Origin of the sequence: Autumnicola edwardsiae, from assembly GCF_031846505.1 — a bacterium.
GTDB lineage: Bacteria > Bacteroidota > Bacteroidia > Flavobacteriales > Flavobacteriaceae > Autumnicola > Autumnicola edwardsiae.
This window is the reverse complement of the sequence record NZ_JAVRHP010000056.1, coordinates 1-21,818: the sequence shown is the minus strand read 5'-3', so window position 1 is coordinate 21,818 and position 21,818 is coordinate 1. Positions and strand designations below refer to the sequence as shown.

Below are 21,818 nucleotides of genomic sequence, written 5' to 3'. Positions count from 1 at the left end.
TTAAAATTCTACAGCCAATATCAATTTCTGGTCAATGTCCGTTTTCCCTGAAGGGTTTGCGCGTTTAAGAATAAGGTATCCATTTTGCGAATTTTCAGCATTAAATTCCAATTCACCTTCAAAAGGCACAAAATCTTCTGTCATCCAGTCCCCTTTTGCTTCGATAATGCCGGTGGCTATCTCTTTTTGGTCATTATTGACCAGAACAACCGGTGCCGACGCTTCAAAAAACCAGTAACCTCTCGCTTTGCCCTTAATTTGTAACGGAGAAGAAATTTTTTCATTCTTTATAGGCTGCTCCACAATAATGGAGTCCGAAATTTGCCAATTTTCGTCCTTCTCTGTAACAGATTGCCGAAAATTGCCATTTTCAGCATTGCTCTTTGCGCCGGAAGCATCTTCGGTTTTTGTCCCATCCACTGAATTTTCAGTAGAAGATTTCTCTTTCCTGTGTTCATTACAAGAAAAGCAAAATGAAAACAGTATTAGCACAATTAAAAAGCTTAGTATTTCTTTTATTTTCAGCATAACTACTTTTTAAAAATTCTATCAATATTTGGTTTAGCATAACCGGGGCCTTTTAGTACTTTACCATCTTCGCGATAAACCGGTTTCCCATCTGCACCCAGTTTACTCATGTTGCTTAACTGGATTTCATCAAAAACCTCTTCAATTTTATGCTGCATCCCGTGTTCTATTATTGTTCCGCAGAGGATATAAAGCATATCGCCCAGGGCATCTGCAACTTCAGTTAAATTGTTGTTGTTAGCCGCTTCCAGATATTCTTCGTTCTCTTCCTTCATAAGTTCAAACCGCAATTTATTTTTGGGTTTCCCAAGATCTGCAACGGGCTCCTCGCTAATTCCCAGTCCAAATGCAGTATGAAATTCTTTTACAGCCGCTATTCTTTTCTTCATATTATCTGTTTTTCCTGAACATTTTTAACTCTGAGAATTAATTTAAATCATTCATTTTCTGTAGGTGACTACGAGTGGTTTTATAGTCACATCAGCAATAAAAGCTTAACTTTGCTCAAAAATAAACAAAAATGTTTAGCACCGGTCAGCTCATTTTTGCAGGCTTTTTTGTAGTAGCTTTTGTCGCTGCTATAATTTTTAGTTATCGCAAGGATATCGCACTGCATAGAAAATATTATAAAGGCAGTATTTTTGTACTCTTTGGTTTTATTGCATTTATTGGCTTACTTTGGCTCCTAAAAACACTCCTAAACCGCTAGTAATACTACGAAATTCTATACTACAAAGGATTTTAATTATCTTAGCATCCAATTAAACGGAATAAAATGAAAATCATTAAATACCTCCTTTTCCTTATCCTTATCCTTATTATAGGTACATCAATTTATGTTGCCACAAAAGAAGGCGATTACCAGGTAGAAGAAACCAGGATAGTTGAAGCACCTCAGGAAATGATTTTTAATGAAGTAAATGAATTCAGGAATTGGGAAGACTGGTCCCCGTGGCTCCAGAGTGATGATAATCCAATAATGAATTATAGTGAGGAAAGCAGTGGTGAAGGAGCTACTTTTTCGTGGAAGAGTGATGAAATCGGCAATGGAGAAATCACAACTATAGAAACACGTCCTTTTTCCTCTATAAGTCAGGAATTGGTATATACAATTCCCTTTGGAGAATCAAATAGTGCAGTTTACTGGAATTTTGAAGAAACCGAAAACGGCACCGAAATTACCTGGGGAATGCAGGGAAAACATAGTTTTATGGAAAAACTTGGGTTTATGTTTCAGAACGATGATTTTAATGAGATGATGCAACCTAAACTGCAACAAGGCCTGGAAAACCTGGAAAGAATTACCAACGAAAAGATGGCAGAGTATTCCATTAGTGTAGACGGCGTTACCCAACATGGAGGAGGATACTATATGTACAGCACTACTGCAAGTAAGCTAAGCCAGGTAAATGACCGCATGATAGCTATGGTTGCAGATATTTCTTCTTACATGGAAAGAAATAATATTGAGAAAATAGGAAATCCGTTTGTACTATATAATGAATGGAACAACGGAAATACCACTGCGATTTTCTCTACAGGCTACTTTACACCGAGTGAAGTGATTACACCTGAAGAAAGTACAGTCTTATCAGGCTTTATGCCTAACCAAAAGGTAGTAAAGACTACTTTAAAAGGAAACTATGATAACTTAAGTGAAGCCTGGAACCAGGCCCATTCCTATATCCAGGAAAATGAACTTATGCTATTGGAAGATTCAAATCCCTTTGAAGTTTACACTACTGGTCCGCAGCAAACAAAGAATCCTGCGAATTGGGAAACCACCATCTATATTCCCGTACAATAATTACTGCTATGAAGAGTGCTTTACTGGTTTTTTTAGGTGGAGGACTGGGTAGTGTGCTGCGTTACCAGTTGGGCAAACTTCTTAATAACGCCGTAGTTACTTCTATTCCTTACGGTACTTTAACCGCTAACACACTGGGTAGTCTTCTTTTGGGATTTCTCTTTGGACTCGCTCTTAAGTATGGCAATTTTTCTCCGGCTTTTACTATGTTCTTTGCCGTAGGTTTTTGCGGCGGATTTACAACCTTCTCTACTTTTGCCTATGAAAATCAGGTTTTCCTGAGATCTGGCGATTATTACAATTTCCTGATTTATTCTCTCGGTAGCCTTTTTTTAGGAATTACCGCAGTTTTTCTTGGATTGCTTTTATCTCGTCTTACTTAGAATGCTGCTACAGGTAAATCACCTTTATTTATAATTTCACAACACCCCCCTTCAATTATTTGGGAATACACTCTATTTTTTTATAATACTTAACAGTCACCCCAAAAAAGAACCCTTTTTGACTCCCTGACTAAGAAAAAATTGTCAGCTTTTCCTTCGGTTAGTATATTTTCATTGACTACAAAGCTTCTATTTTGGTGCTTTTTTATCTGGAGTTACCTAAACTTCCGCCATTGTAGGCAAATATTCCGCATAATTATAGTTTCAAAATAGATACCCCTGAATTTTGAAGGGTTTTTTTTCTCAATACTGTAAAAGTTTCACCCAATGCCCCTTTTTTTAACGGGGTTTATGATATTTTTATAACTTTATCGAAAGTTTTAATTAGAAATTATGAAAAAAATTGAAGCAATTATTCGAAAATCAAAGTTCGATGAAACCAAGAAGGCTCTTCATGAAATGGGAGTTACTTTTTTTAGCTACTGGGATGTTACTGGTGTAGGTAACGAAAAAGAGGGCCACGTATATCGTGGGGTTAGTTACAGTACCGCAGATATCCAAAGGAGATACCTTTCTATAGTCGTCGCAGACTCTTTTGTGCAAAAGACCGTAGATGTTTTATGCCAAACCTCTTATACCGGGAATGTTGGAGACGGTAAAATATTTGTCTCTCCTATAGAGGAAGCTTACCGCATAAGAACTAAGGAAAAAGGAGAGGATTCTCTTAAATAAAATTACTAACTCTATTTTAAGCCAAAAAATTATGGAAGGATTACTAACAGTTAATAACGTATGGATGATGATCTGTACCGGCCTGGTGTTTTTTATGCACCTTGGTTTCGCATTCCTCGAAATTGGTCTTACCAGGCAAAAGAACACGATCAACATCTTATTTAAAAATATTTTCATCATAACAATGGGCCTACTGCTCTATTGCCTTTTAGGATTCAATCTTATGTATCCTGGAGAGTTTAACGGTTACATAGGCTTTGCAGGTTTTGGACTTAGCAGCCCTCTTGTAGATGGCTCACTGGACCTGGCATACAGCGAAGGCTACACCTATTGGACAGATTTTCTTTTCCAGGGAATGTTTGCCGCAACTGCCGCTACTATTGTTTCCGGTGCTGTTGCTGAAAGAATGAAACTTAGCGCATTTATGATCTTTGTAATTATATATGTAGGAATTGTTTATCCTATTGCAGGTTCCTGGAAATGGGGTGGTGGATTCCTTGACGAAATGGGCTTCTATGACTTTGCTGGTTCCACGCTGGTTCACTCTGTTGGAGGATGGGCCGCTTTGGTAGCTATATGGCTGCTGGGAGCAAGAATTGGAAAATTCAAAGACGGGAAAATCGGGGTTTTCCCCGGGCACAGTATGCCTTTTGCCACTGCGGGAGTATTGATCTTATGGTTAGGTTGGTTTGGGTTTAACGGCGGTTCGGTTTTATCTGCAGATCCCGAGCTTACTTCCTTAACTCTTGTTACAACCTGTCTCGCAGCCGCAGCAGGTGGGGTCGCCTCTTTTATCTTCTCTACCATGATGTATAAAAACTATGATATCACTATGTTCCTGAATGGAATCCTTGGAGGTCTTGTAGGAATTACTGCAGGAGCAGATCAAATGTCTCCCACAGATGCTGTTTTAATTGGCGCTATCGCCGGGGTTATTATTGTACTTGGTGTAGCTTTAATAGATAAAATAAGATTGGATGATCCTGTAGGAGCAGTAGCTGTACACTTAATCTGCGGTATTTGGGGAACACTGGCTGTGGGTATCTTCGGAAACCTCGCCGGCTTCGACCAGTTCATTACGCAGCTTATTGGTGTAGGATGTTATGCAGCCATTTGTATTGTAGGCGCCTTCCTTATTTTCTACATTCTTAAAGTTACCATAGGAATAAGAGTTTCTAAAGTAGAAGAAACAGAAGGACTCGATCAACACGAACATGGTATGGATGCCTATGCCGATTTCGGACTAAGACAACACTAAGATAAAGAGAAAAGAAAACGGAGCGTTTTGCCGAACGCTCCGTCAAAATTACTCTACATATTTTTTCGATTGACTAAACATGATCAATCGAGCCTGGAAGCTAAATCAAATCAAAAAATTTAAACAATCTTATTATGAAAGTAATTACAAATTCAAAATTAACAAAATTCCTGCTTTTAGCAGCAGTAGTTTTATCAAGTTCTTACACTTATGCCCAGGAAGAAATGGACGAAGAAATGGGAGTAGAAGAAGCTTCTAACTGGACCTTAAGTGGGAGTGTTGATGCATACTTCAGGGCTAACTTTAATGGTCTAAATAAAATAGAATACAATGAGGATGGTGATCCTATTGCAGGTCCCGAAGCACCGGCATCATCCTTTGCCAACGATCCGGGTTTTGCTTTGGGAATGGCAAACGTGATTTTGGGTTACGAAGGTAGCAAAGTTGGCTTTGTTGCCGATCTTGTCTTTGGCCCGCGTGGTGAGGAAGCGGTCTTCAACTCCATTGGATCAAGCAATATTGTAAACCAGCTATATGTTTACTACAACGTGAACGACGCTTTAACACTGACTTTGGGTAACTGGAATACTTTTCTTGGCTACGAGGTAATTTCTCCCGCTGCCAATTTCAACTATTCCACTTCTTATATGTTCTCCTTCGGGCCATTTTCCCACACCGGTTTAAAAGCAGATTTTAATTTTAACGATAACTGGACGGGAATGCTTGCCATTATGAACCCAACAGATTATACAGAATTTAACCCCTTCGGAAAATATTCTTTTGGAGGACAATTAGGATATTCAAATGATTCGGGTAGTGCGTTTTTAAACCTACTGTACGGGGAACAATCACCACTTTCTGATGAGGCAACTTTCCAGATCGATTTAACTACAGGTTGGGATCTAAGTGATGCGTTCTACCTTGGATTTAATACTACCTACGCCGATACCGATGGAACAGGATTTTATGGAGCAGCAATTTATCCACAACTTCAGACTTCCGATAGTTTTGCAATAGGTTTAAGAGCTGAATATTTTAAAGAACTGGACAACGATTTTAACGAAGCTATAGTTTATGGCGATGATGTAGAAGCTCTGGATTTCACTCTAACCGGAAGCTATACAGTAGGAAACTTAATTATTAAGCCTGAACTAAGACTGGACAGTATTTCTGAAGATGTTTTTCTTGATTCCGATTTAAACAGGAACGATAACCTTTCATCATTCCTTATTGCTGCAATCTATGCGTTCTAATTTTTACTTTTAACTATACTCGGAAATATTCCTGCTTTCCTGAAAAATCCAGGGAATCAGGAATATTCCGGTTTTTATATTGAATCTTTTTACGAAATCACCACTCCGGCATCCTTATATCCTAAACCGTCCGCCGGAGAAGGTGATTTTTGTTTAGAATTTTTAAAAGTTCTTCAGGAAATTCCTCTTCACAAAATTGCCGGCACTTCTGCTTTTAGAAATGAAACTTAAACTAAGGCTTTACTTCAGGTCGAAAATTGCCATTTTTAACAGGTGATCTTTTAGAGGACTAAAAGCATATTTTCACCGCTCCTTCATTTTACTAAACTCGCTTTAAATTTTTCCTGAAAATGTTACTTTACTGATCAATTTTATCAGATATGGAAGATTACACTAATAAATACATGCTTTTTTTAGAATCGAAAGCAAGAATTGATTTCACTCCACAGAAAAATATACTTTTCCATTCTCCCGAAGGCTAAAATCTTTGAAAAAGTGGAAAATTTAGTCAACATTTGCCCTGTAATACCTGGATTTTCCTAAATACTGCTGAATAAGCTCATTATATTCCGGACTCAATTTCAAATCAAGTATTCCCGGAATATCATAGAGGGCCTCCATATTGTCATAGCCTAATTTCAGCAAATCTTCAAGATAAAGTAGTGCAGTCTCGTAATCGCCGTCCTGCCCCGCAAGTTTTACAATGTTTAAATATGCTTCAGGATTTTGTCTATCCAAAACCGTCCTGAGCAGACTGGCGAAAACTTTTGCATCCAGACTACCATTACCTTTTTGGATTCCATCATATTTTGCGGCTGAATAGTACTTCAGAAAACCTTCCAGCCTGTGCGCCATCTTTTGCTCAACCGCACTCCCCCCTTCCTGAATTTTTTGCAGCTCGTCCAGTTGAAAAGCCCACCAACCAATATTTTCGAAATTTGCAATGGCAAGATCGTTCTCCATAAAATAGATGTAATCCTGCTGCTTTATCTCTTCCCGGGATTCTATATTTCTGTACTCCCTTCTTTGCTTTCTAAAAGGGTTGGCCCTACGCAATTCCCTTTTTTTTGCCTTTAGAATATCTTCAAAATCATAATCTGAATACTTTTCTTCTATTTGTTCCAGTTTTACAAATGCCGGATAATATTCCCTTTTTCGCCTTAAACGCTCTGCATACTCAAGTTCATCCTGAAATAAAGATTCCACAACAGCGGCATTACGGTCACGACTTCCCCTTTCCATAGAGTACAAACTGAAACCGGCCACCGCGTTAGAAATGACCTCAGTATCGGGCCATTCTTTAGGATCATCCGAATAATAGCCCAGTTCAGAAGGAAAATTACGATCTTCAAAAAAATCCACATAGCTCTCAATCTCGAATTTCTGAAAATCCCGATCACTCACCAACGCACTGAACATGAATCTATTTTTTTCAACTACAAAGTCGGGTTTTAAAACAGCATTTCCTATTGCCAGCACACCATCTATATCATTATAAATTATGGGAAGAGCCGAAGCCACTTGCGCCCCTTCACCCAGACCGGCGGTAAAAATCTGATCTGTATCAATGGGTATTGCTTTAATCACGCTGCCAATCATCCTTAGCGCCTGCGTCACATTTTCCTGAAGTGAATCCTCTTTAAACTTCGCATTAGAGGCGGCAATAACATAAGATTGCTCTTCTGCCACGCGTCGGAAAAGTTGTGCTGCCAGCCTCCCCCTCCCATCGGGATCAAAAACAAAAATAACCGGATTAGCCGTATTTGTTTGAAAAGATTGCGGGATGTACAGTGCATAAGAGCCACCAAGGCTGTCCTGAACCGGAATAGAATCTGTCACCCTTCCTTTAAGAAGGCGCAATTCCTGCGCTCCTGCAGAAAAGTATAAAAAGATTAAAAGAAGAAACAGACAGTATTTTTGCTTTTTCATAATGTAATGATAGTTGGTAAATATAAAAAAAGCCTTTACCCTCAGGTAAAAGCTCTATTACTGCAAAGCAAGTTTCCTAATCCAATTATTTCCTAACCCGTTCCAGCCTTACCTGCTGCTGATCTGAGGAGAAAAATAAGCTTGCCAAAACTGAAACTAACAGTAAATCAGCAAAAATCAGGAACATTACCCTTATTGCAGCTACACCATCAAAATTCATTCCTGAAAATCCAACTAACCCCGTTATTAAGGTTAAAACTAAAAATATTGTTATTTTCTTTTTCATAAGTATCTGTTTTTTCTCAAAGATAAATCATAAGAACGCTGATTATTCTCAAAGAAATTATAATTACCAGTAAATTAACGAGAATCTTCAATAAAGACCGAAAATGTTAATATTTTGACTAACACCATTTTTCTTTCATGCTGCTTTTTATACCACAGGCTCAGGCGAAAATAAGTATCTTCGCACTTTAAAAACCAGCGAATATTTTGAGCGAAAAAGATCCAGACAAAGGCCATTCTGAAGAATTTTTTGGAGACTACAGAGATTTCTGGTGGAATAGACCTTTTTTAGATTTAACAGCAGAAAGGCTAAACCTGAACACCGTTAGCTCTATGCTGGACGTTGGCTGTGGAAAAGGACACTGGACGAGAATACTGGCTCCATACCTTCAGAAAGATGCAGAAATCACCGCTGTTGATAATGACAAAAAATGGCATCTCAAAAACACTGAACTAGAACATTATTTTTCCGGCAAAGCACAAAACTTCACCTTAATGAATGCTGATGCCCAAAAATTACCATTTCCGGATAATAGCTTTGATTTTGTTACCTGCCAGACGGTACTTATTCATCTTCCGGAGCCACAAAAGGCGATTAAGGAGATGAAAAGAGTTCTAAAAAGCAACGGAATTCTTCTTTGCGTAGAACCGAACAATATTATACAGAGCCTCACTAAAAATTCCATTTCTCAAAAAGATTCTATAGAAGAAACCCTGGATCATATCAAATACCGCCTCATTATAGAAAAAGGTAAACGAAAAATGGGGCAGGGCGATAATTCCCTTGGAGATCTGCTGCCGGGAATGTTTGCCATGGAGGAACTTAAGGATATTGAGGTAAGACTTTCTGATAAAGCAATTGCCATGTATCCTCCTTATGACAATGAAGAGCAGGTGGCAACTTTAAAGCAGTGGCTTCAGGGAGGCTCCTGGAAATCGAACACTCAAAAAGATATTGACTTTTTTAGTGCCGCAGGAGAACAGTATATGCCTTTCTATTTTGAGTACCAGGAAAAATATAGTTCCCGCGACAGCCACATTATGGGCGCATTACAGCGTGAGCAGTATCATGCCGCAGGAGGCTCTTTGATGTACCTCGTGAGTGCCAGAAAATAATCTTATTCCTGAAAATTTACTTCTAATTTAATTACTTAGGCTTCTGTATAGGTGCATCTTCAATAACATTGGACAATACGATATGCGTTTTTGTTTCTCCGTAAGTGATCATTTTATCAATAAACCTTTCCAGATGAGACTGGTCGTGAAGGACTACTTCCATAATAATATTTTCGTTTCCTGTAATCCTGTAGCAGTTTAAAACCTCATCAAACTCCTTTACTTTCTCCAGAAAAGCTTTGAGCCTTCCCATAAAAGCCCTTAATGTTATTATAGCCTTTAGCTGATGTCCCGCCTGGTTATAGGCAATTTCAGTTCTGTAGCCTTTTATTAAACCGGAATCTTCCATTTTCCTGATTCGTTCTGCAACCGCGGGAGAAGTGATTCCCACCTTCCTGCCAATTTCAGCATTAGACTGTCTCGCGTTAAGCTGAAGGCATTTTAGAATTTCCCAATTGAGTTTATCGATTTTCATTTTAAAAGTTTCGGCTATTAAAAATATAAAAATTAAAGCAAATTCGCCATTCCGCCTTAAAATCAATATTCAAAATAAAAATCTTGTAGTTAAATTTGAAGAAAGAATTATAAAAATCCTGCTATAAAAAAGATGTCAATACACGATTCCAGTAAGCCTACCGAAACAGCTATTTATAAAAAAGCTATGGAGATCTTTCGCCTTTCCCGAAGTATTTCTAATTACCTGGTACACGACCTGGGAAACCTGCAGGTAAACGGGAGGGAAAATCCTCATATCTATTTTACAGGAGATATTGTACAGCAATCGGTTTCACTCGCCCCTGAAATCCTGAAAGCGGAAAGTAAAACTTTTTCTGAAGAGCGATACCGTCATATTGCATCCCTTACTCGTTTGGTAAACCTTCTACATAAAAACTGTGACCGCCTTGAACTTAGTAACAGCAACGGAAAGGAATTTCTTCATCTTTTAAGGAGTGAACTTAAAAAGTTTAAAAAACTACAGCGTACCTGGATGTTAAAAATGTAAGCAACTTTAATGCTTCTAAAATGGCAAATTTCGGCTTAGAGCTCATCTAAAGGAGCTTATACCTGTTCAAAAAAAGCCAGGTGAATTCCCTGGATCAGCATGTTGGTACCAATGATGGCGATAATAAGCCCCATTATTTTCTCTACTACTACAATTTTATTCTGCCCTATAAACCGCACAAGATAATCACTGGAAATAAAAGCCAGATGATTGAGCCACATTATTAACCCGAACATAACTACAATCACAAGCATATCGAGATAACTGGCCGTAGTGGTATAGTTCATGGCGGTAACTATAGTTCCCGGACCCGCAAGTATTGGAATGGCAAGAGGCGAAATGGAAATACCTTCGTTAAAATCTATCTCTGTCTGGTTATCTATGCTGGATTGTTGCGCCCGGATCATCTCAAAACCTACAAAGAACACCAGGATTCCCCCGGTTATTTTAAAGGCAGGGATAGTCAAACCAAAAAGATCGAAAATATATTTACCTAGCAAAATAAACCCGGTAACTATAACGAAAGCTGTAAAAGTCGCCTTTTTGGAAATAAACCGTTTTCTTGCACCATCGGCCTGCTTGGTGAGACTTAAAAAGATAGGAATGTTTCCCACGGGATTGTTAATAGCAAAGAATGCCGTGAAAGCCCCAATGGCATATAACCAAATGTTTTCCATAGTAGTTTTACCTTTTCAAAAAGATCTCTATAGATCAAATTTTAAAGTCTGCAAAAGTAATTTGAAAGTTTGAATTTTAAAGCAATAAACAGCTAAAGTTTATGGGTTTTCGCAGCCAGGAAACAGTGATAAAAAATATGCACGCCAACCAAGCAATCTCCCCCTTTTACAGGAGAGACTGCAACAAAATCTACATATTCCTTCTATACTGCCCCCCTACTTCAAACAAGGCAGTGGTAATTTGGCCAAGAGAACAAACTTTTGTGGCTTCCATTAAAAGTTCGAATAAATTTTCATTGTTAACAGCAGCATCCTTTAATTTATCCAGTGCATCATCTGCCTTGTTGCCTTTAGCTTTATGAAGGGTTGTGAGTGTTTTTATCTGATGTTGTTTTTCTTCTTCTGTCGCCCTTATGACTTCCCCCGGAGTAACAGTTGGTGATCCTGTAGAACTTAAAAAGGTATTCACACCAATAATTGGAAAATCCCCGTTGTGCTTTAAAGTTTCGTAATAAAGACTTTCCTCCTGAATCTTTCCGCGTTGGTACATGGTTTCCATCGCTCCCAGCACTCCGCCGCGTTCGGTAATCCGGTCAAATTCCTGTAAAACTGCTTCTTCGACAAGATCTGTTAATTCTTCAATTATAAACGATCCCTGGATAGGATTTTCATTCTTGGTTAAGCCAAGTTCTTTATTGATAATAAGCTGAATTGCCATCGCCCTTCTTACTGAAGCTTCTGTTGGCGTGGTTATCGCCTCATCGTAAGCATTGGTATGCAGGGAATTACAGTTATCGTAAATTGCATACAGGGCCTGCAATGTTGTCCTGATATCATTAAAATCTATTTCCTGAGCATGAAGCGAACGCCCCGAGGTTTGAATGTGATATTTAAGCATTTGAGCACGTGGATTAGCGCCATATTTGTGCTTTAAAGCTTTAGACCATATTTTCCTGGCAACACGGCCAATAACTGCATATTCCGGGTCTACTCCATTAGAGAAAAAGAAGGACAGGTTAGGACCAAATTTATTAATATCCATCCCGCGGCTTAAATAGTATTCTACATACGTAAAGCCGTTAGCAAGGGTAAAAGCAAGTTGCGTAATGGGATTGGCACCCGCTTCAGCAATATGATAGCCGGAAATGGAAACGGAATAAAAATTCCGGACTTTTTCTTCAATAAAATACTGCTGAACATCGCCCATTAACCTCAGCGCAAATTCCGTAGAAAAAATACAGGTATTCTGCGCCTGATCCTCCTTTAGAATATCTGCCTGAACGGTTCCTCTTACCGAACTCAGCGTTTTTTGGCGTATATCTTCATAAACTTCAGCATCCAAAATCTGATTTCCGGTTAAGCCCAGAAGCATCAATCCCAGACCGTTATTGCCTTCAGGTAGATCGCCTTTATATGATGGCCTGTCAATTCCATTATCGTCATAAAGCTCCTTCAGCTTTGCTTCAACCTTATCTTCGAGATCATTTGTCTTGATGTATTTTTCGCATTGCTGATCGATAGCCGCATTCATAAAAAAGCCGAGAAGCATTGGAGCAGGTCCATTAATCGTCATACTTACAGAAGTCATTGGATCTGCAAGATCAAAACCGGAATACAATTTTTTGGCATCATCAAGGCAGCAAATTGAAACTCCGGCGTTACCTATCTTCCCGTAGATATCAGGGCGATGATCGGGATCATTTCCATAAAGCGTCACAGAATCGAATGCCGTGGAAAGCCGTTTTGCCGGTAAGCCTAAACTTACATAATGAAACCTCCTGTTGGTACGCTCCGGCCCACCTTCTCCGGCAAACATCCTGGTAGGATCTTCGCCCTGCCTCTTAAACGGATAAAGCCCGGCGGTATATGGAAATTCCCCCGGCACATTTTCCTGAAGGCACCATTTTAAAATATCGCCCCAGGCTTCATATTTTGGAAGGGCAACTTTTGGAACCTGCGTATGGGAAAGTGATTCGGAATGGGTGTCGATTTTAATTTCTTTATCCCGAACTTTAAAAGAATAAACCGGCTGCCTGTACTTATTCACTTTTTCATCCCAGCCGAGAATAATTTCCCAATTATAAGGATCCAGATCCATCTTTACCCGATCGAACTCTTTTTTAAGTAAATCTGTAAATTCTCTGTTTTCTTCGGAAATTGCTTCTTCCAAAGCTTCTTCATCCAGACCAAATTTGGTAAGTCCAAGCTTTACATTGGTGACAGATTCTATGGTTTTGAAAATTCCGTAGAGTTTTTGAGCTACTTCAGCCTGAGATTTAGCTTTTTCGTCATAGCCCCGGTTATTTTCGGCTATTTCGGATAAATAGCGGGTACGTTTAGGCGGAATAACGAAGATTTTTTCGCTCATTTCCCGTGAGATCTCAAAAGTAGAATTCAATTCTGAATTTGTTTTCTCATCAATCTTGTCCATGATATGCTTGTAAAGCGTGTTCATGCCGGGATCGTTAAACTGGGAAGCAATAGTGCCGAAAACTGGCAATTTCTCAGCATCTTCATGCCATAAAGCATGATTTCTCTGGTATTGCTTTTTAACATCCCGAAGTGCATCCTGGGCCCCACGTTTATCGAATTTATTGATGGAAACCAGATCTGCAAAATCCAGCATATCGATCTTTTCCAGCTGGGTTGCTGCTCCAAATTCAGGCGTCATCACATATAATGAAACATCAGAATGATCCAAAATTTCAGTGTCTGATTGTCCGATTCCTGAAGTTTCGAGGATAATAAGATCATATTCAGCTACTTTAAGGATCTCCACAGCTTCAGCAACATGTTTAGAAAGTGCTAAATTAGACTGCCTTGTGGCAAGCGAGCGCATATAAACCCGCGGACTATTAATAGAATTCATTCTAATCCTATCTCCCAGCAATGCGCCGCCGGTTTTTTTCTTGGAAGGATCTACAGAAACAATACCGATATTTTTTTCAGGAAAATCGGCTAGAAAACGCCTTACCAGTTCGTCAACAAGGCTTGATTTCCCAGAACCTCCTGTTCCCGTAATTCCCAGAACAGGAATATTTTTTCCGGATTTTTCTACTTCAGAAAAACTTTTTTCAAACTCCTCATGATTATTTTCAGCTAAAGAAATGAGTCTGGCAATGGTGTTTACATCCTTCTTCTTCAGCGATATTCCTACACCTTCTTTCTTTGGAAGAGGAGGCGTTGGTTCATCTACACGCTTCACCATATCATTGATCATTCCCTGCAATCCCATTTCCCGGCCATCATCTGGAGCGTAAATTCGGGTAATCCCATAATCCATCAATTCTTTAATTTCTTCCGGAAGAATAACTCCGCCGCCACCGCCAAAAATCTTGATATGACCAGCGCCTTTTTCCTGAAGGAGATCGTACATGTATTTGAAATACTCGTTGTGCCCGCCTTGATAAGAGGTCATGGCAATGGCGTGCGCATCTTCCTGGATTGCACAATTCACGACCTCTTCCACACTGCGGTCATGCCCCAAATGGATCACTTCCACACCAGTGGACTGGATAATCCTGCGCATAATATTTATAGCAGCATCGTGGCCGTCAAAAAGAGAAGCGGCCGTTACCATTCGTATTTTATTCTTGGGAGTATAGGGTTTCTGTTGTTCCATTATCAATAATATCAATTTTTTGATGCTGCAATTTACGAAAATTGTAAATTTTTCTACGCCTCTTTAATAATTCTGTAATACTAATTTATACGGAAGCCAAAACACTGTAAAATGACTAATTTTAGCCTGTAAACAGCATTTTATGAGCAAAATTACCCTTTTAATTCATTGTCCCGATACCTCCGGAATCATTGCCAGCGTCACTTCTTTCATTTATGAGCATAAAGGTAATATAATCTATATCGATCAATACGTAGACATTGAAAACAAGATCTTTTTTATGCGTCTGGAAGGAGAATTTGCTGATAAGACTGAAATTCCTACTCTCAGAGATGAATTTAAGGCTGAAATAGGAGATCGCTATAATATGTCCTGGCAGATGTATACTGCAGGTGCACCTCTTAAAATGGCAATTTTCGTATCTAAGTACGACCATTGTCTCTATGATATTCTTGGCAGATACAAATCTGGCGAACTGGATGTCACCATCCCGATGATTATTAGTAATCATGCGGATTTAAGACCTATTGCTGACAGTTTTAATATTCCTTTTTATCATGTTCCCGTACTTAAGACTAAAAAAGAAGAAGCTGAAGCAAAACACCTTGAATTACTTCAGAAGGAAAAAATTGACCTTATTGTCCTTGCCCGTTATATGCAGATTATCCCACCTAACCTCATCAGGGCCTTTCCAAACCGGATAATAAATATTCACCACTCCTTTTTACCGGCCTTTGCCGGAGCAAAACCCTATCATATGGCGTACAAACGCGGAGTAAAAATTATTGGTGCAACAAGCCATTATGTTACAGAAGAACTGGACGCGGGACCTATAATTGAACAGGATATTTCCAGGATTTCCCATAGCCACTCTATTAAAGACCTTATTTTAAAGGGAAGAGACCTGGAGAAAATTGTTCTGGCCCGGGGAATAAAATTGCACATTGCCCGTAAAACGCTTGTTTATAATAATAAAACCATCATTTTTATCTGATTTTTTCAGTTAATTTCTGAAATAGAGGAGCAAAGACCTCTTCAAATTTTCAAAACAGGAAGCTGTTATATAAATTCTATCTTTGAAAAAAAGAACATCATGAAAAAGTATTATTTCTTAAGTCTCTTATTCATTTTAACATCTTGCGCAGAATTACAGAATATTGCCAGCCAGCTACCTCAAGGCGGCTATGGGGTGAGCAACGACGACATAGCAGCAGGCCTTAGGCAGGCCCTTGATATGGGAATTGAGAAACAAGTTACTAAACTGACCCAAGAAGATGGTTTTTTCAGGAATGAACTTGTACGGATCACTTTACCCCCGGAATTACAAAAAGTGGATAAGACCTTACGGGATGTGGGACTGGGATCCCTTGCAGATGAAGGTTTGAGGGTCCTGAACCGCGCAGCAGAAGATGCCGTACAAGAAGCAACACCTATTTTTGTTAATGCAGTACAGGAAATCACTTTTGCAGACGCCAGGAATATCTTATTGGGAGCTGACAATGCTGCCACCCAGTATTTAAACAATAAAACCGAAACTGCCTTATATTCAAAATTTAATCCTGTAATACAAAGTTCCCTTAATAAAGTAGGTGCAACCCAGGTATGGAGCAATTTAATCCAAAGATATAATAGTCTTCCCCTTACTACCACTGTAAATCCAGACTTATCAGATTATGTGACGCAAGAGGCCTTAAAGGGAGTGTATGCAATGATTGCTGTAGAAGAGAAGCAGATACGCGAACAAACAGCCTCACGTACTACCACATTGCTTAAAAAGGTTTTTGCTTTGCAGGATTAATTATCAAATTCTCAAATAATTAGCTATTTTTTAACAAAACACCTCTTCTGTTACCGCTTTTTACCAGAAGGTTAACTATAGATTAATAAATCTTAAACCATTTGCTTCTTACCTTTGTAAGGTGAATATAAAAAATTATGTTTAGGATTTTTACAAAAAAGAAGCGAGAGGAGCGGCTTTGTGACAAATATAAGGAACTGATGCACAAGGCTTATAAATCTGCACTTTATGATAAAGAAAAAAGCGATAAACTCAATTCCCGGGCAAAGAAAATTTTATGGGAATTGCGGAGATTGAATTACCGTGAAATCGACGCGTGGTCTTGAAGTCTTAGGAAATAGTCCATTGCTTTTGTGAGTCGGCTCCCGTACCAACTAAAGAATTCTCCATCTACGAGAATTACTTCTGCATCTATATTTTCAAAAATCTCTTTGTGTTTTGCCTTAAAAGGAAAGGGCTCTGAAGAAAGTAAAATAAGATCCAAATTCAGGTTTTGCAATTCCTCAAGATTAGTTTCAGGATACCTGCCTGTAAAAACATTCTCGAACCGGTTCAATTTTAGCAGTTCATTAATAAAGGTCTCTTTTCCAGCTACCATTAACGGATCTTTCCAAATAAAGTACGCTACCCTTTTTGTTGCTGTTTTTAAAGTTTTTGCCTCAACCTTTTTCTTCTTTTCCTGAATTTCGGAAATCATATCTTTCACCGGGGATCGTTTTCCAAAAATTTGTCCATACTGTTGCATTAGTTTAAAAGCGTCTTCCAGGCTAACGATATCGGAGACATGCACCGGTGCTAATTTTTCCAGTTCTGAAACCATCTCTTTAGTATTCTCTTCCTTATTACAAAGAATTAAGTCTGGTTCCAGTGCTCTTATTTTTTCTATATGAACAGTTTTTGTCCCTCCTACGACCTTCTTCCTTTTCCGCAAACCTTCAGGATGAACACAAAATTTTGTTATACCTGCAATATTTTCTTCCAGGCCAAGATCGAAAAGTAATTCCGTTTGGCTGGGTACTAAAGAAATAACACGCCTGGAATGTTTAGGAATTTCAATCTTTCGGTGGAGCTGATCTGTAAATTCCATAGCAGCTTAAAGTTGCCTTAGCTCCTCTTCCATTTGTTTCTGAAGAACTTCGGCCTTGGCACCGGCAACTTCAGCAAAATTAGAAGAATCTGAAGCGTAAATTATTTTGCGTGCAGAATTTACCAAAAGACCTACATCTTTGTTCATTCCGGATTTACAAACTTCTTCCAACTTTCCACCTTGTGCACCAACTCCCGGCACCAGCAAAAAACTGTTAGGCACAATCTTTCTAATTTCCTGCAAATACTCAGCTTTTGTTGCCCCCACCACATACATTAAATTCTCAGAATTTTTCCAGGTTCTGGAAGTTGTTAGAACCTGCTTATATAGTTCGAGATCATCAACCTTTTTCGTCTGAAAATCAAAAGCACCTTCATTTGAAGTCAATGCTAATAATATCGTATGCCGGTTCTGAAATTCAAGAAAAGGTTCTACAGAATCCTTACCCATATAAGGTGCCACGGTTACAGAATCGAAACCCATGTCCAGTAAAAAAGTTTTGGCGTACATCCTGGAAGTATTGCCAATATCCCCCCGCTTGGCATCGGCTATAGTATAAATTTCAGGATAATTGTCGTGCAGGTAATCTACTGTTTTTTGCAGCGCTTTCCAGCCTTTAATTCCACAGGCCTCATAAAAAGCAGTGTTTGGTTTGTAGGCCACTGCGAATTGCTGGGTGGCATCAATAATCGCTTTATTAAAAGCAAAAATAGGATCTTCTTCTGAAAGCAAATAGGCCGGAATCTTTTCCAGGTCTACATCTAAGCCGATACACAAAAAAGATTTTTTCTTATGAATTTGATTTATCAGCTCTTGAATTGACATAGAATGTTTGTTTAAAGTTTAATTAAAAAGTTTAAAGTTCGGTATGTGACCTTAGATGAAATTTAATGTCTAATAAATCTTATTTTATTTCCTCATGCGGTTTTTGCTTTTTCTCTCCTCTTTCCTCTCTCCTCTTTTTTTCTTCACTCTTCACCCTTCACTTCTTCACTGCTTAAAAAATATCTGAATTCTCCTTAAGCTTTTCAGTATTCTCTACCAACTGAAGTTCATCGAGGATCTTCTGAATATCACCGTTAATTATATTAGAAAGATCGTATAAGGTTAAATTGATTCTGTGATCTGTAACCCTTCCCTGAGAATAGTTATAAGTCCGGATTTTTGCACTACGGTCACCACTGGAAACCATAGAATTTCTCTTGGCTGCATCTGCTTCCATCTTCTTCGCCAGCTCCATTTCATAAAGTCGCGAACGTAAGACCCTAAACGCTTTCTCTTTGTTCTTATGCTGCGATTTCTGATCCTGACACTGCGCCACGAGTCCGGTTGGTTCGTGAGTCAATCTTACGGCAGAATATGTGGTATTTACAGATTGACCTCCAGGACCTGAAGAACAGAAATAATCTATCCGAACTTCCTTAGGATCAATCTCCACATCAAACTCTTCAGCTTCGGGCAAAACCATTACTGTAGCTGCCGAAGTGTGCACCCTTCCCTGGGTCTCAGTTTGCGGAACACGCTGTACACGGTGAACACCCGCTTCAAATTTTAGAGTTCCGTAGACATCTTCTCCGGAAACTTCAAAGATCATTTCTTTAAAACCACCACTGGTGCCCTCGCTAAAATCCACAATATTGTGCTTCCAGCCTTTGCTTTCCACATATTTGGTGTACATTCTGTAAAGATCTCCGGCAAAAATACTGGCTTCATCACCTCCAGTACCGGCCCGTATTTCCATTACCACGTTCTTGGCATCTTCAGGATCTTTTGGAACGAGCATCATCCTGATCTTTTCTTCCAGCTCAGGAAGTTGTTCCTTAGCCTCTTCCATCTGAAGTTTTGCCATTTCGGTCATTTCGGGATCACTCCCGTCTGCAATAATCTCTTCAGATTCCTGGATATTTTGCGTTAGTTCCATATAAACCCCGCGAACATCCATTAAAGCTTTTAAATCCTTATATTCTTTGTTTAATTCTATATATCGCTTCTGATCGGCAATTACGTCCGGCTGAATGATCAAATCATTTACTTCATCAAATCGCTGCTTTACTATGTTAAGCTTCTCAATCATATAAACCCTTGATTTTAGGATCACAAATTTACAATAAAATCATGGAACTGTATGATGGAAAATAGGGCATCTAAATTCTTCCCATTTTGCCCATTTCGCAACAAAACGGCAAGCCTTCTGTAATAAAAATGGTATTTTTAACCATATTCTTAGCAATGTCCAAAACATTAAAAGCCAGCTTTATATTTTATAAAGCCTATATTATACCTTCCCTTATCCTGAATTTTCTATTGATTTTTCTTAAAATCACCCCGGCTGTAATCATTATTTATAAAATTTTTATAGCAGGCCTTGTCTTTCTATGGTACCAGATGCCTCCAAGGAATGATAAATTGATTTTCTACTACAATCTTGGACTTAGGAACAGAAGCCTGTTTGGTCCTGCCCTAATCTACGATCTTATTTTAACCGCTGCCTGTTTATCTATATTGTTTATAATATGAAGCTGGAAATTGACAATGTGGAATTAAGTTTTTCGGGAAGAAAAATTCTTAGCGGGATTTATGTGAAGGCTGAAAAAGGTAAAATTACAGGTTTGCTTGGCTCCAACGGTTGCGGAAAAAGCAGTTTGCTGAAGATCATTTTTGGAAATCTGAAGCCTAAGAACAAGCTGATAAAAATTAATGACCAACCTTTTCTGAAGCCGTTATACACTTCCAAAAAAGTAAAATATCTGCCGCAGCATCACCTTTTCCTAAAAAACCTTCGCCTAAAAAAAGCCTTTAATTTATTTGAAGCCGAATGGAATTTGCTCATTTCAGCATTTCCTGAAATGGGAAAACATGCAGATGCTAAGTTTGATGACCTTTCCGGTGGGGAAAGGCGTTTAACTGAAATTTTTATCATTATAAACAGCAGTGCCGAATTCATCCTTTTAGACGAACCTTTTACTCATCTTTCTCCTCTTTATATTGAAAAAATAATGGAACTCCTTCAGAAGGAAAAACAAAACAAGGCAATTATCCTAACCGATCATTTATACCGGCATATTTTAGATTTAGCCGATAATATTTACCTGATTAAAGACAGGCACAGCCATTTAATTAAAGGTCCTGCTGACCTTGAAAAATTCAATTATTTGCGAGAAGGGATGCTTTAAATTGATCTTTATGAATAAAAGAATTCGCCATATGTGCTTTTAATACTCAGCTTTTTACTTTCTGAAGCTTCAACCCTACCCACTATTTTAGCATCAACATTAAAAGATTTGGAAACGGAAATAATTTCACCGGCAACAGAAGGATCCACATATAGCTCCATACGGTGCCCCATGTTAAACACCTGATACATCTCTTTCCAATCGGTTTTGCTTTCCTGCTGAATAAGTTTAAATAGCGGTGGCACTTCGAACATATTATCTTTTATAACATGTAGGTTATCAATAAAATGAAGAATTTTAGTTTGTGCTCCTCCGCTGCAGTGAACCATTCCATAAATTTCTTTGTTGCTAAATTTTTGAAGGATTTTTTTGATAACAGGAGCGTAAGTTCTGGTAGGAGAAAGCACCAGCCTTCCGGCATCCAGAGGAGCACCTTCAATTTTATCTGTCAACAATTTTGTTCCCGAATAGATAAGATCTTCAGGAATACTATTATCAAAGCTTTCCGGATATTTTTCTGCCAGAATTTTGGAGAAAACATCGTGTCTGGCAGAAGTCAGTCCGTTACTTCCCATTCCGCCGTTATATTCCTTTTCATAAGTTGCCTGCCCAAAAGAAGAAAGACCTACAATAACATTTCCGGGTTTTATGTTAACGTTGTCGATGACATCACTGCGTTTCATTCTGGCTGTGACCGTAGAATCCACAATTATCGTCCTCACAAGATCCCCAACATCTGCCGTTTCCCCGCCTGTGGAATGGATTTCCACACCAAAATCTTTTAATTCCGAAATCAGCTCTTCTGTACCATTTATAATAGCAGATATTACTTCACCGGGCACAAGATTCTTATTCCTGCCAATTGTTGAAGAAAGCAAAATTTTATCTGTAGCGCCAACACATAAAAGATCATCGATATTCATTATAAGTGCATCCTGTGCTATACCCTTCCAAACATCCAGGTCACCAGTTTCCTTCCAATACATGTAAGCAAGCGAAGACTTTGTTCCGGCACCATCGGCATGCATTAACAGGCAGTATTCTTTGTCTCCCGTCAGGTAATCGGGTACGATTTTACAGAAAGCTTTAGGAAACAAGCCTTTATCGACATTCTTAATTGCGTTGTGCACATCTTCCTTGCCTGCGGAAACCCCACGGCTGGCATAC

General features: G+C 38.8%; 23 protein-coding genes. 12 read left to right on the top strand and 11 right to left on the bottom strand.

The window, feature by feature from the left end; all coding sequences use genetic code 11:
* Entirely contained in the window at positions 1 to 528 is a 528-nt protein-coding gene (locus RM529_RS11190) for a Gmad2 immunoglobulin-like domain-containing protein (protein ID WP_311484884.1), read from the bottom strand.
* Between the two features lie 2 nt (positions 529 to 530).
* Positions 531 to 917, bottom strand: coding sequence for a pyrophosphohydrolase domain-containing protein (locus RM529_RS11185; protein WP_311484883.1), 387 nt, complete (start codon positions 915 to 917; stop codon positions 531 to 533).
* 131 nt (positions 918 to 1,048) lie between these two features.
* On the opposite strand from RM529_RS11185, the gene RM529_RS11180 reads away from it, so the two are divergent.
* The 6 genes from RM529_RS11180 (at position 1,049) to RM529_RS11155 (ending at position 5,961) form a co-directional block, all read left to right on the top strand.
* Complete coding sequence (locus tag RM529_RS11180) at positions 1,049 to 1,237, top strand: hypothetical protein (protein WP_311484882.1); 189 nt, start codon at positions 1,049 to 1,051, stop codon at positions 1,235 to 1,237.
* 66 nt (positions 1,238 to 1,303) lie between these two features.
* The gene (locus tag RM529_RS11175; RefSeq protein ID WP_311484881.1) at positions 1,304 to 2,335 is read left to right on the top strand and encodes an SRPBCC family protein; all 1,032 of its coding nucleotides are present in this window, start codon (positions 1,304 to 1,306) and stop codon (positions 2,333 to 2,335) included.
* A gap of 8 nt (positions 2,336 to 2,343) precedes the next feature.
* Positions 2,344 to 2,718, top strand: a complete 375-nt coding sequence (crcB, locus tag RM529_RS11170) for a fluoride efflux transporter CrcB (protein WP_311484880.1) — start codon at positions 2,344 to 2,346, stop codon at positions 2,716 to 2,718.
* A gap of 393 nt (positions 2,719 to 3,111) precedes the next feature.
* The gene (locus RM529_RS11165) at positions 3,112 to 3,450 is read left to right on the top strand and encodes a P-II family nitrogen regulator (RefSeq protein ID WP_311484879.1); all 339 of its coding nucleotides are present in this window, start codon (positions 3,112 to 3,114) and stop codon (positions 3,448 to 3,450) included.
* Between the two features lie 31 nt (positions 3,451 to 3,481).
* Positions 3,482 to 4,708 (top strand): ammonium transporter, encoded by a 1,227-nt coding sequence (locus RM529_RS11160; protein ID WP_311484878.1) that lies wholly within the window; start codon positions 3,482 to 3,484, stop codon positions 4,706 to 4,708.
* Between the two features lie 134 nt (positions 4,709 to 4,842).
* A complete protein-coding gene (locus tag RM529_RS11155) occupies positions 4,843 to 5,961 on the top strand; it encodes a porin (protein ID WP_311484877.1) in 1,119 nt (372 codons plus the stop codon).
* A 504-nt stretch (positions 5,962 to 6,465) separates the two neighbouring features.
* Here RM529_RS11155 and RM529_RS11150 read toward each other — a convergent pair.
* Together RM529_RS11150 and RM529_RS11145 are read right to left on the bottom strand one after the other, a co-directional pair.
* Entirely contained in the window at positions 6,466 to 7,890 is a 1,425-nt protein-coding gene (locus RM529_RS11150) for a hypothetical protein (RefSeq protein WP_311484876.1), read from the bottom strand.
* A gap of 85 nt (positions 7,891 to 7,975) precedes the next feature.
* Complete coding sequence (locus tag RM529_RS11145) at positions 7,976 to 8,176, bottom strand: DUF1328 domain-containing protein (protein WP_311484875.1); 201 nt, start codon at positions 8,174 to 8,176, stop codon at positions 7,976 to 7,978.
* 206 nt (positions 8,177 to 8,382) lie between these two features.
* Between RM529_RS11145 and RM529_RS11140 the strand changes: the two genes are divergently transcribed.
* A complete protein-coding gene (locus tag RM529_RS11140) occupies positions 8,383 to 9,291 on the top strand; it encodes a class I SAM-dependent methyltransferase (RefSeq protein ID WP_311484874.1) in 909 nt (302 codons plus the stop codon).
* 31 nt (positions 9,292 to 9,322) lie between these two features.
* Here the strand turns inward: RM529_RS11140 and RM529_RS11135 are convergent, their stop codons facing one another.
* Positions 9,323 to 9,766, bottom strand: a complete 444-nt coding sequence (locus tag RM529_RS11135) for an Lrp/AsnC family transcriptional regulator (protein WP_311484873.1) — start codon at positions 9,764 to 9,766, stop codon at positions 9,323 to 9,325.
* Between the two features lie 132 nt (positions 9,767 to 9,898).
* Here RM529_RS11135 and RM529_RS11130 point away from each other — a divergent pair, with 132 nt between their 5' ends.
* The gene (locus RM529_RS11130; protein WP_311484872.1) at positions 9,899 to 10,294 is read left to right on the top strand and encodes a hypothetical protein; all 396 of its coding nucleotides are present in this window, start codon (positions 9,899 to 9,901) and stop codon (positions 10,292 to 10,294) included.
* A 56-nt stretch (positions 10,295 to 10,350) separates the two neighbouring features.
* On the opposite strand, the gene RM529_RS11125 is transcribed toward RM529_RS11130, so the two are convergent.
* Both RM529_RS11125 and RM529_RS11120 read right to left on the bottom strand, forming a co-directional pair.
* Positions 10,351 to 10,971 (bottom strand): MarC family protein, encoded by a 621-nt coding sequence (locus RM529_RS11125; protein ID WP_311484871.1) that lies wholly within the window; start codon positions 10,969 to 10,971, stop codon positions 10,351 to 10,353.
* Positions 10,972 to 11,161: 190 nt separating this feature from the next.
* Positions 11,162 to 14,593 carry a methylmalonyl-CoA mutase family protein gene (locus RM529_RS11120; protein WP_311484870.1) on the bottom strand — a complete coding sequence of 1,144 codons (3,432 nt, stop codon included), beginning with the start codon at positions 14,591 to 14,593 and terminating at the stop codon, positions 11,162 to 11,164.
* 142 nt (positions 14,594 to 14,735) lie between these two features.
* Between RM529_RS11120 and purU the strand changes: the two genes are divergently transcribed.
* The 3 genes from purU to RM529_RS11105 all read left to right on the top strand — a co-directional run bounded on the left by purU (position 14,736) and on the right by RM529_RS11105 (position 16,717).
* Complete coding sequence (purU, locus tag RM529_RS11115; RefSeq protein WP_311484869.1) at positions 14,736 to 15,587, top strand: formyltetrahydrofolate deformylase; 852 nt, start codon at positions 14,736 to 14,738, stop codon at positions 15,585 to 15,587.
* A 99-nt stretch (positions 15,588 to 15,686) separates the two neighbouring features.
* Positions 15,687 to 16,391: a DUF4197 domain-containing protein gene (locus tag RM529_RS11110; protein WP_311484868.1), complete on the top strand. Its 705-nt coding sequence runs from the start codon at positions 15,687 to 15,689 to the stop codon at positions 16,389 to 16,391.
* Between the two features lie 137 nt (positions 16,392 to 16,528).
* Entirely contained in the window at positions 16,529 to 16,717 is a 189-nt protein-coding gene (locus RM529_RS11105; RefSeq protein WP_311484867.1) for a Lacal_2735 family protein, read from the top strand.
* Here the strand turns inward: RM529_RS11105 and RM529_RS11100 are convergent.
* The 3 genes from RM529_RS11100 to prfA all read right to left on the bottom strand — a co-directional run bounded on the left by RM529_RS11100 (position 16,690) and on the right by prfA (position 19,552).
* Positions 16,690 to 17,478 (bottom strand): ABC transporter substrate-binding protein, encoded by a 789-nt coding sequence (locus RM529_RS11100; protein ID WP_311484866.1) that lies wholly within the window; start codon positions 17,476 to 17,478, stop codon positions 16,690 to 16,692. The genes RM529_RS11105 and RM529_RS11100 overlap by 28 nt on opposite strands.
* A 6-nt stretch (positions 17,479 to 17,484) precedes the next feature.
* Entirely contained in the window at positions 17,485 to 18,303 is an 819-nt protein-coding gene (gene pyrF, locus RM529_RS11095; RefSeq protein ID WP_311484865.1) for an orotidine-5'-phosphate decarboxylase, read from the bottom strand.
* 172 nt (positions 18,304 to 18,475) lie between these two features.
* On the bottom strand, positions 18,476 to 19,552 hold the full coding sequence (gene prfA, locus RM529_RS11090; RefSeq protein WP_311484864.1) for a peptide chain release factor 1: 1,077 nt from the start codon (positions 19,550 to 19,552) through the stop codon (positions 18,476 to 18,478).
* A gap of 439 nt (positions 19,553 to 19,991) precedes the next feature.
* Here prfA and RM529_RS11085 point away from each other — a divergent pair, with 439 nt between their 5' ends.
* Positions 19,992 to 20,651, top strand: coding sequence for an ATP-binding cassette domain-containing protein (locus RM529_RS11085; protein WP_311484863.1), 660 nt, complete (start codon positions 19,992 to 19,994; stop codon positions 20,649 to 20,651).
* 8 nt (positions 20,652 to 20,659) lie between these two features.
* On the opposite strand, the gene RM529_RS11080 is transcribed toward RM529_RS11085, so the two are convergent.
* Positions 20,660 to 21,818, bottom strand: a 1,159-nt coding sequence (locus RM529_RS11080) for an AIR synthase related protein (RefSeq protein WP_311484862.1), incomplete at its 5' end; no start/stop codon positions are given.

What these genes read in the sequence shown, in the direction of transcription:
- RM529_RS11190 (WP_311484884.1), bottom strand. Translation starts at nt 528, where the DNA reads ATGCTGAAAATAAAAGAAATACTAAGCTTTTTAATTGTGCTAATACTG.
- RM529_RS11185 (WP_311484883.1), bottom strand. Translation starts at nt 917, where the DNA reads ATGAAGAAAAGAATAGCGGCTGTAAAAGAATTTCATACTGCATTTGGA.
- RM529_RS11180 (WP_311484882.1), top strand. Translation starts at nt 1,049, where the DNA reads ATGTTTAGCACCGGTCAGCTCATTTTTGCAGGCTTTTTTGTAGTAGCT.
- RM529_RS11175 (WP_311484881.1), top strand. Translation starts at nt 1,304, where the DNA reads ATGAAAATCATTAAATACCTCCTTTTCCTTATCCTTATCCTTATTATA.
- crcB (WP_311484880.1), top strand. Translation starts at nt 2,344, where the DNA reads ATGAAGAGTGCTTTACTGGTTTTTTTAGGTGGAGGACTGGGTAGTGTG.
- RM529_RS11165 (WP_311484879.1), top strand. Translation starts at nt 3,112, where the DNA reads ATGAAAAAAATTGAAGCAATTATTCGAAAATCAAAGTTCGATGAAACC.
- RM529_RS11160 (WP_311484878.1), top strand. Translation starts at nt 3,482, where the DNA reads ATGGAAGGATTACTAACAGTTAATAACGTATGGATGATGATCTGTACC.
- RM529_RS11155 (WP_311484877.1), top strand. Translation starts at nt 4,843, where the DNA reads ATGAAAGTAATTACAAATTCAAAATTAACAAAATTCCTGCTTTTAGCA.
- RM529_RS11150 (WP_311484876.1), bottom strand. Translation starts at nt 7,890, where the DNA reads ATGAAAAAGCAAAAATACTGTCTGTTTCTTCTTTTAATCTTTTTATAC.
- RM529_RS11145 (WP_311484875.1), bottom strand. Translation starts at nt 8,176, where the DNA reads ATGAAAAAGAAAATAACAATATTTTTAGTTTTAACCTTAATAACGGGG.
- RM529_RS11135 (WP_311484873.1), bottom strand. Translation starts at nt 9,766, where the DNA reads ATGAAAATCGATAAACTCAATTGGGAAATTCTAAAATGCCTTCAGCTT.
- RM529_RS11130 (WP_311484872.1), top strand. Translation starts at nt 9,899, where the DNA reads ATGTCAATACACGATTCCAGTAAGCCTACCGAAACAGCTATTTATAAA.
- RM529_RS11125 (WP_311484871.1), bottom strand. Translation starts at nt 10,971, where the DNA reads ATGGAAAACATTTGGTTATATGCCATTGGGGCTTTCACGGCATTCTTT.
- RM529_RS11120 (WP_311484870.1), bottom strand. Translation starts at nt 14,593, where the DNA reads ATGGAACAACAGAAACCCTATACTCCCAAGAATAAAATACGAATGGTA.
- purU (WP_311484869.1), top strand. Translation starts at nt 14,736, where the DNA reads ATGAGCAAAATTACCCTTTTAATTCATTGTCCCGATACCTCCGGAATC.
- RM529_RS11110 (WP_311484868.1), top strand. Translation starts at nt 15,687, where the DNA reads ATGAAAAAGTATTATTTCTTAAGTCTCTTATTCATTTTAACATCTTGC.
- RM529_RS11105 (WP_311484867.1), top strand. Translation starts at nt 16,529, where the DNA reads ATGTTTAGGATTTTTACAAAAAAGAAGCGAGAGGAGCGGCTTTGTGAC.
- RM529_RS11100 (WP_311484866.1), bottom strand. Translation starts at nt 17,478, where the DNA reads ATGGAATTTACAGATCAGCTCCACCGAAAGATTGAAATTCCTAAACAT.
- pyrF (WP_311484865.1), bottom strand. Translation starts at nt 18,303, where the DNA reads ATGTCAATTCAAGAGCTGATAAATCAAATTCATAAGAAAAAATCTTTT.
- prfA (WP_311484864.1), bottom strand. Translation starts at nt 19,552, where the DNA reads ATGATTGAGAAGCTTAACATAGTAAAGCAGCGATTTGATGAAGTAAAT.
- RM529_RS11085 (WP_311484863.1), top strand. Translation starts at nt 19,992, where the DNA reads ATGAAGCTGGAAATTGACAATGTGGAATTAAGTTTTTCGGGAAGAAAA.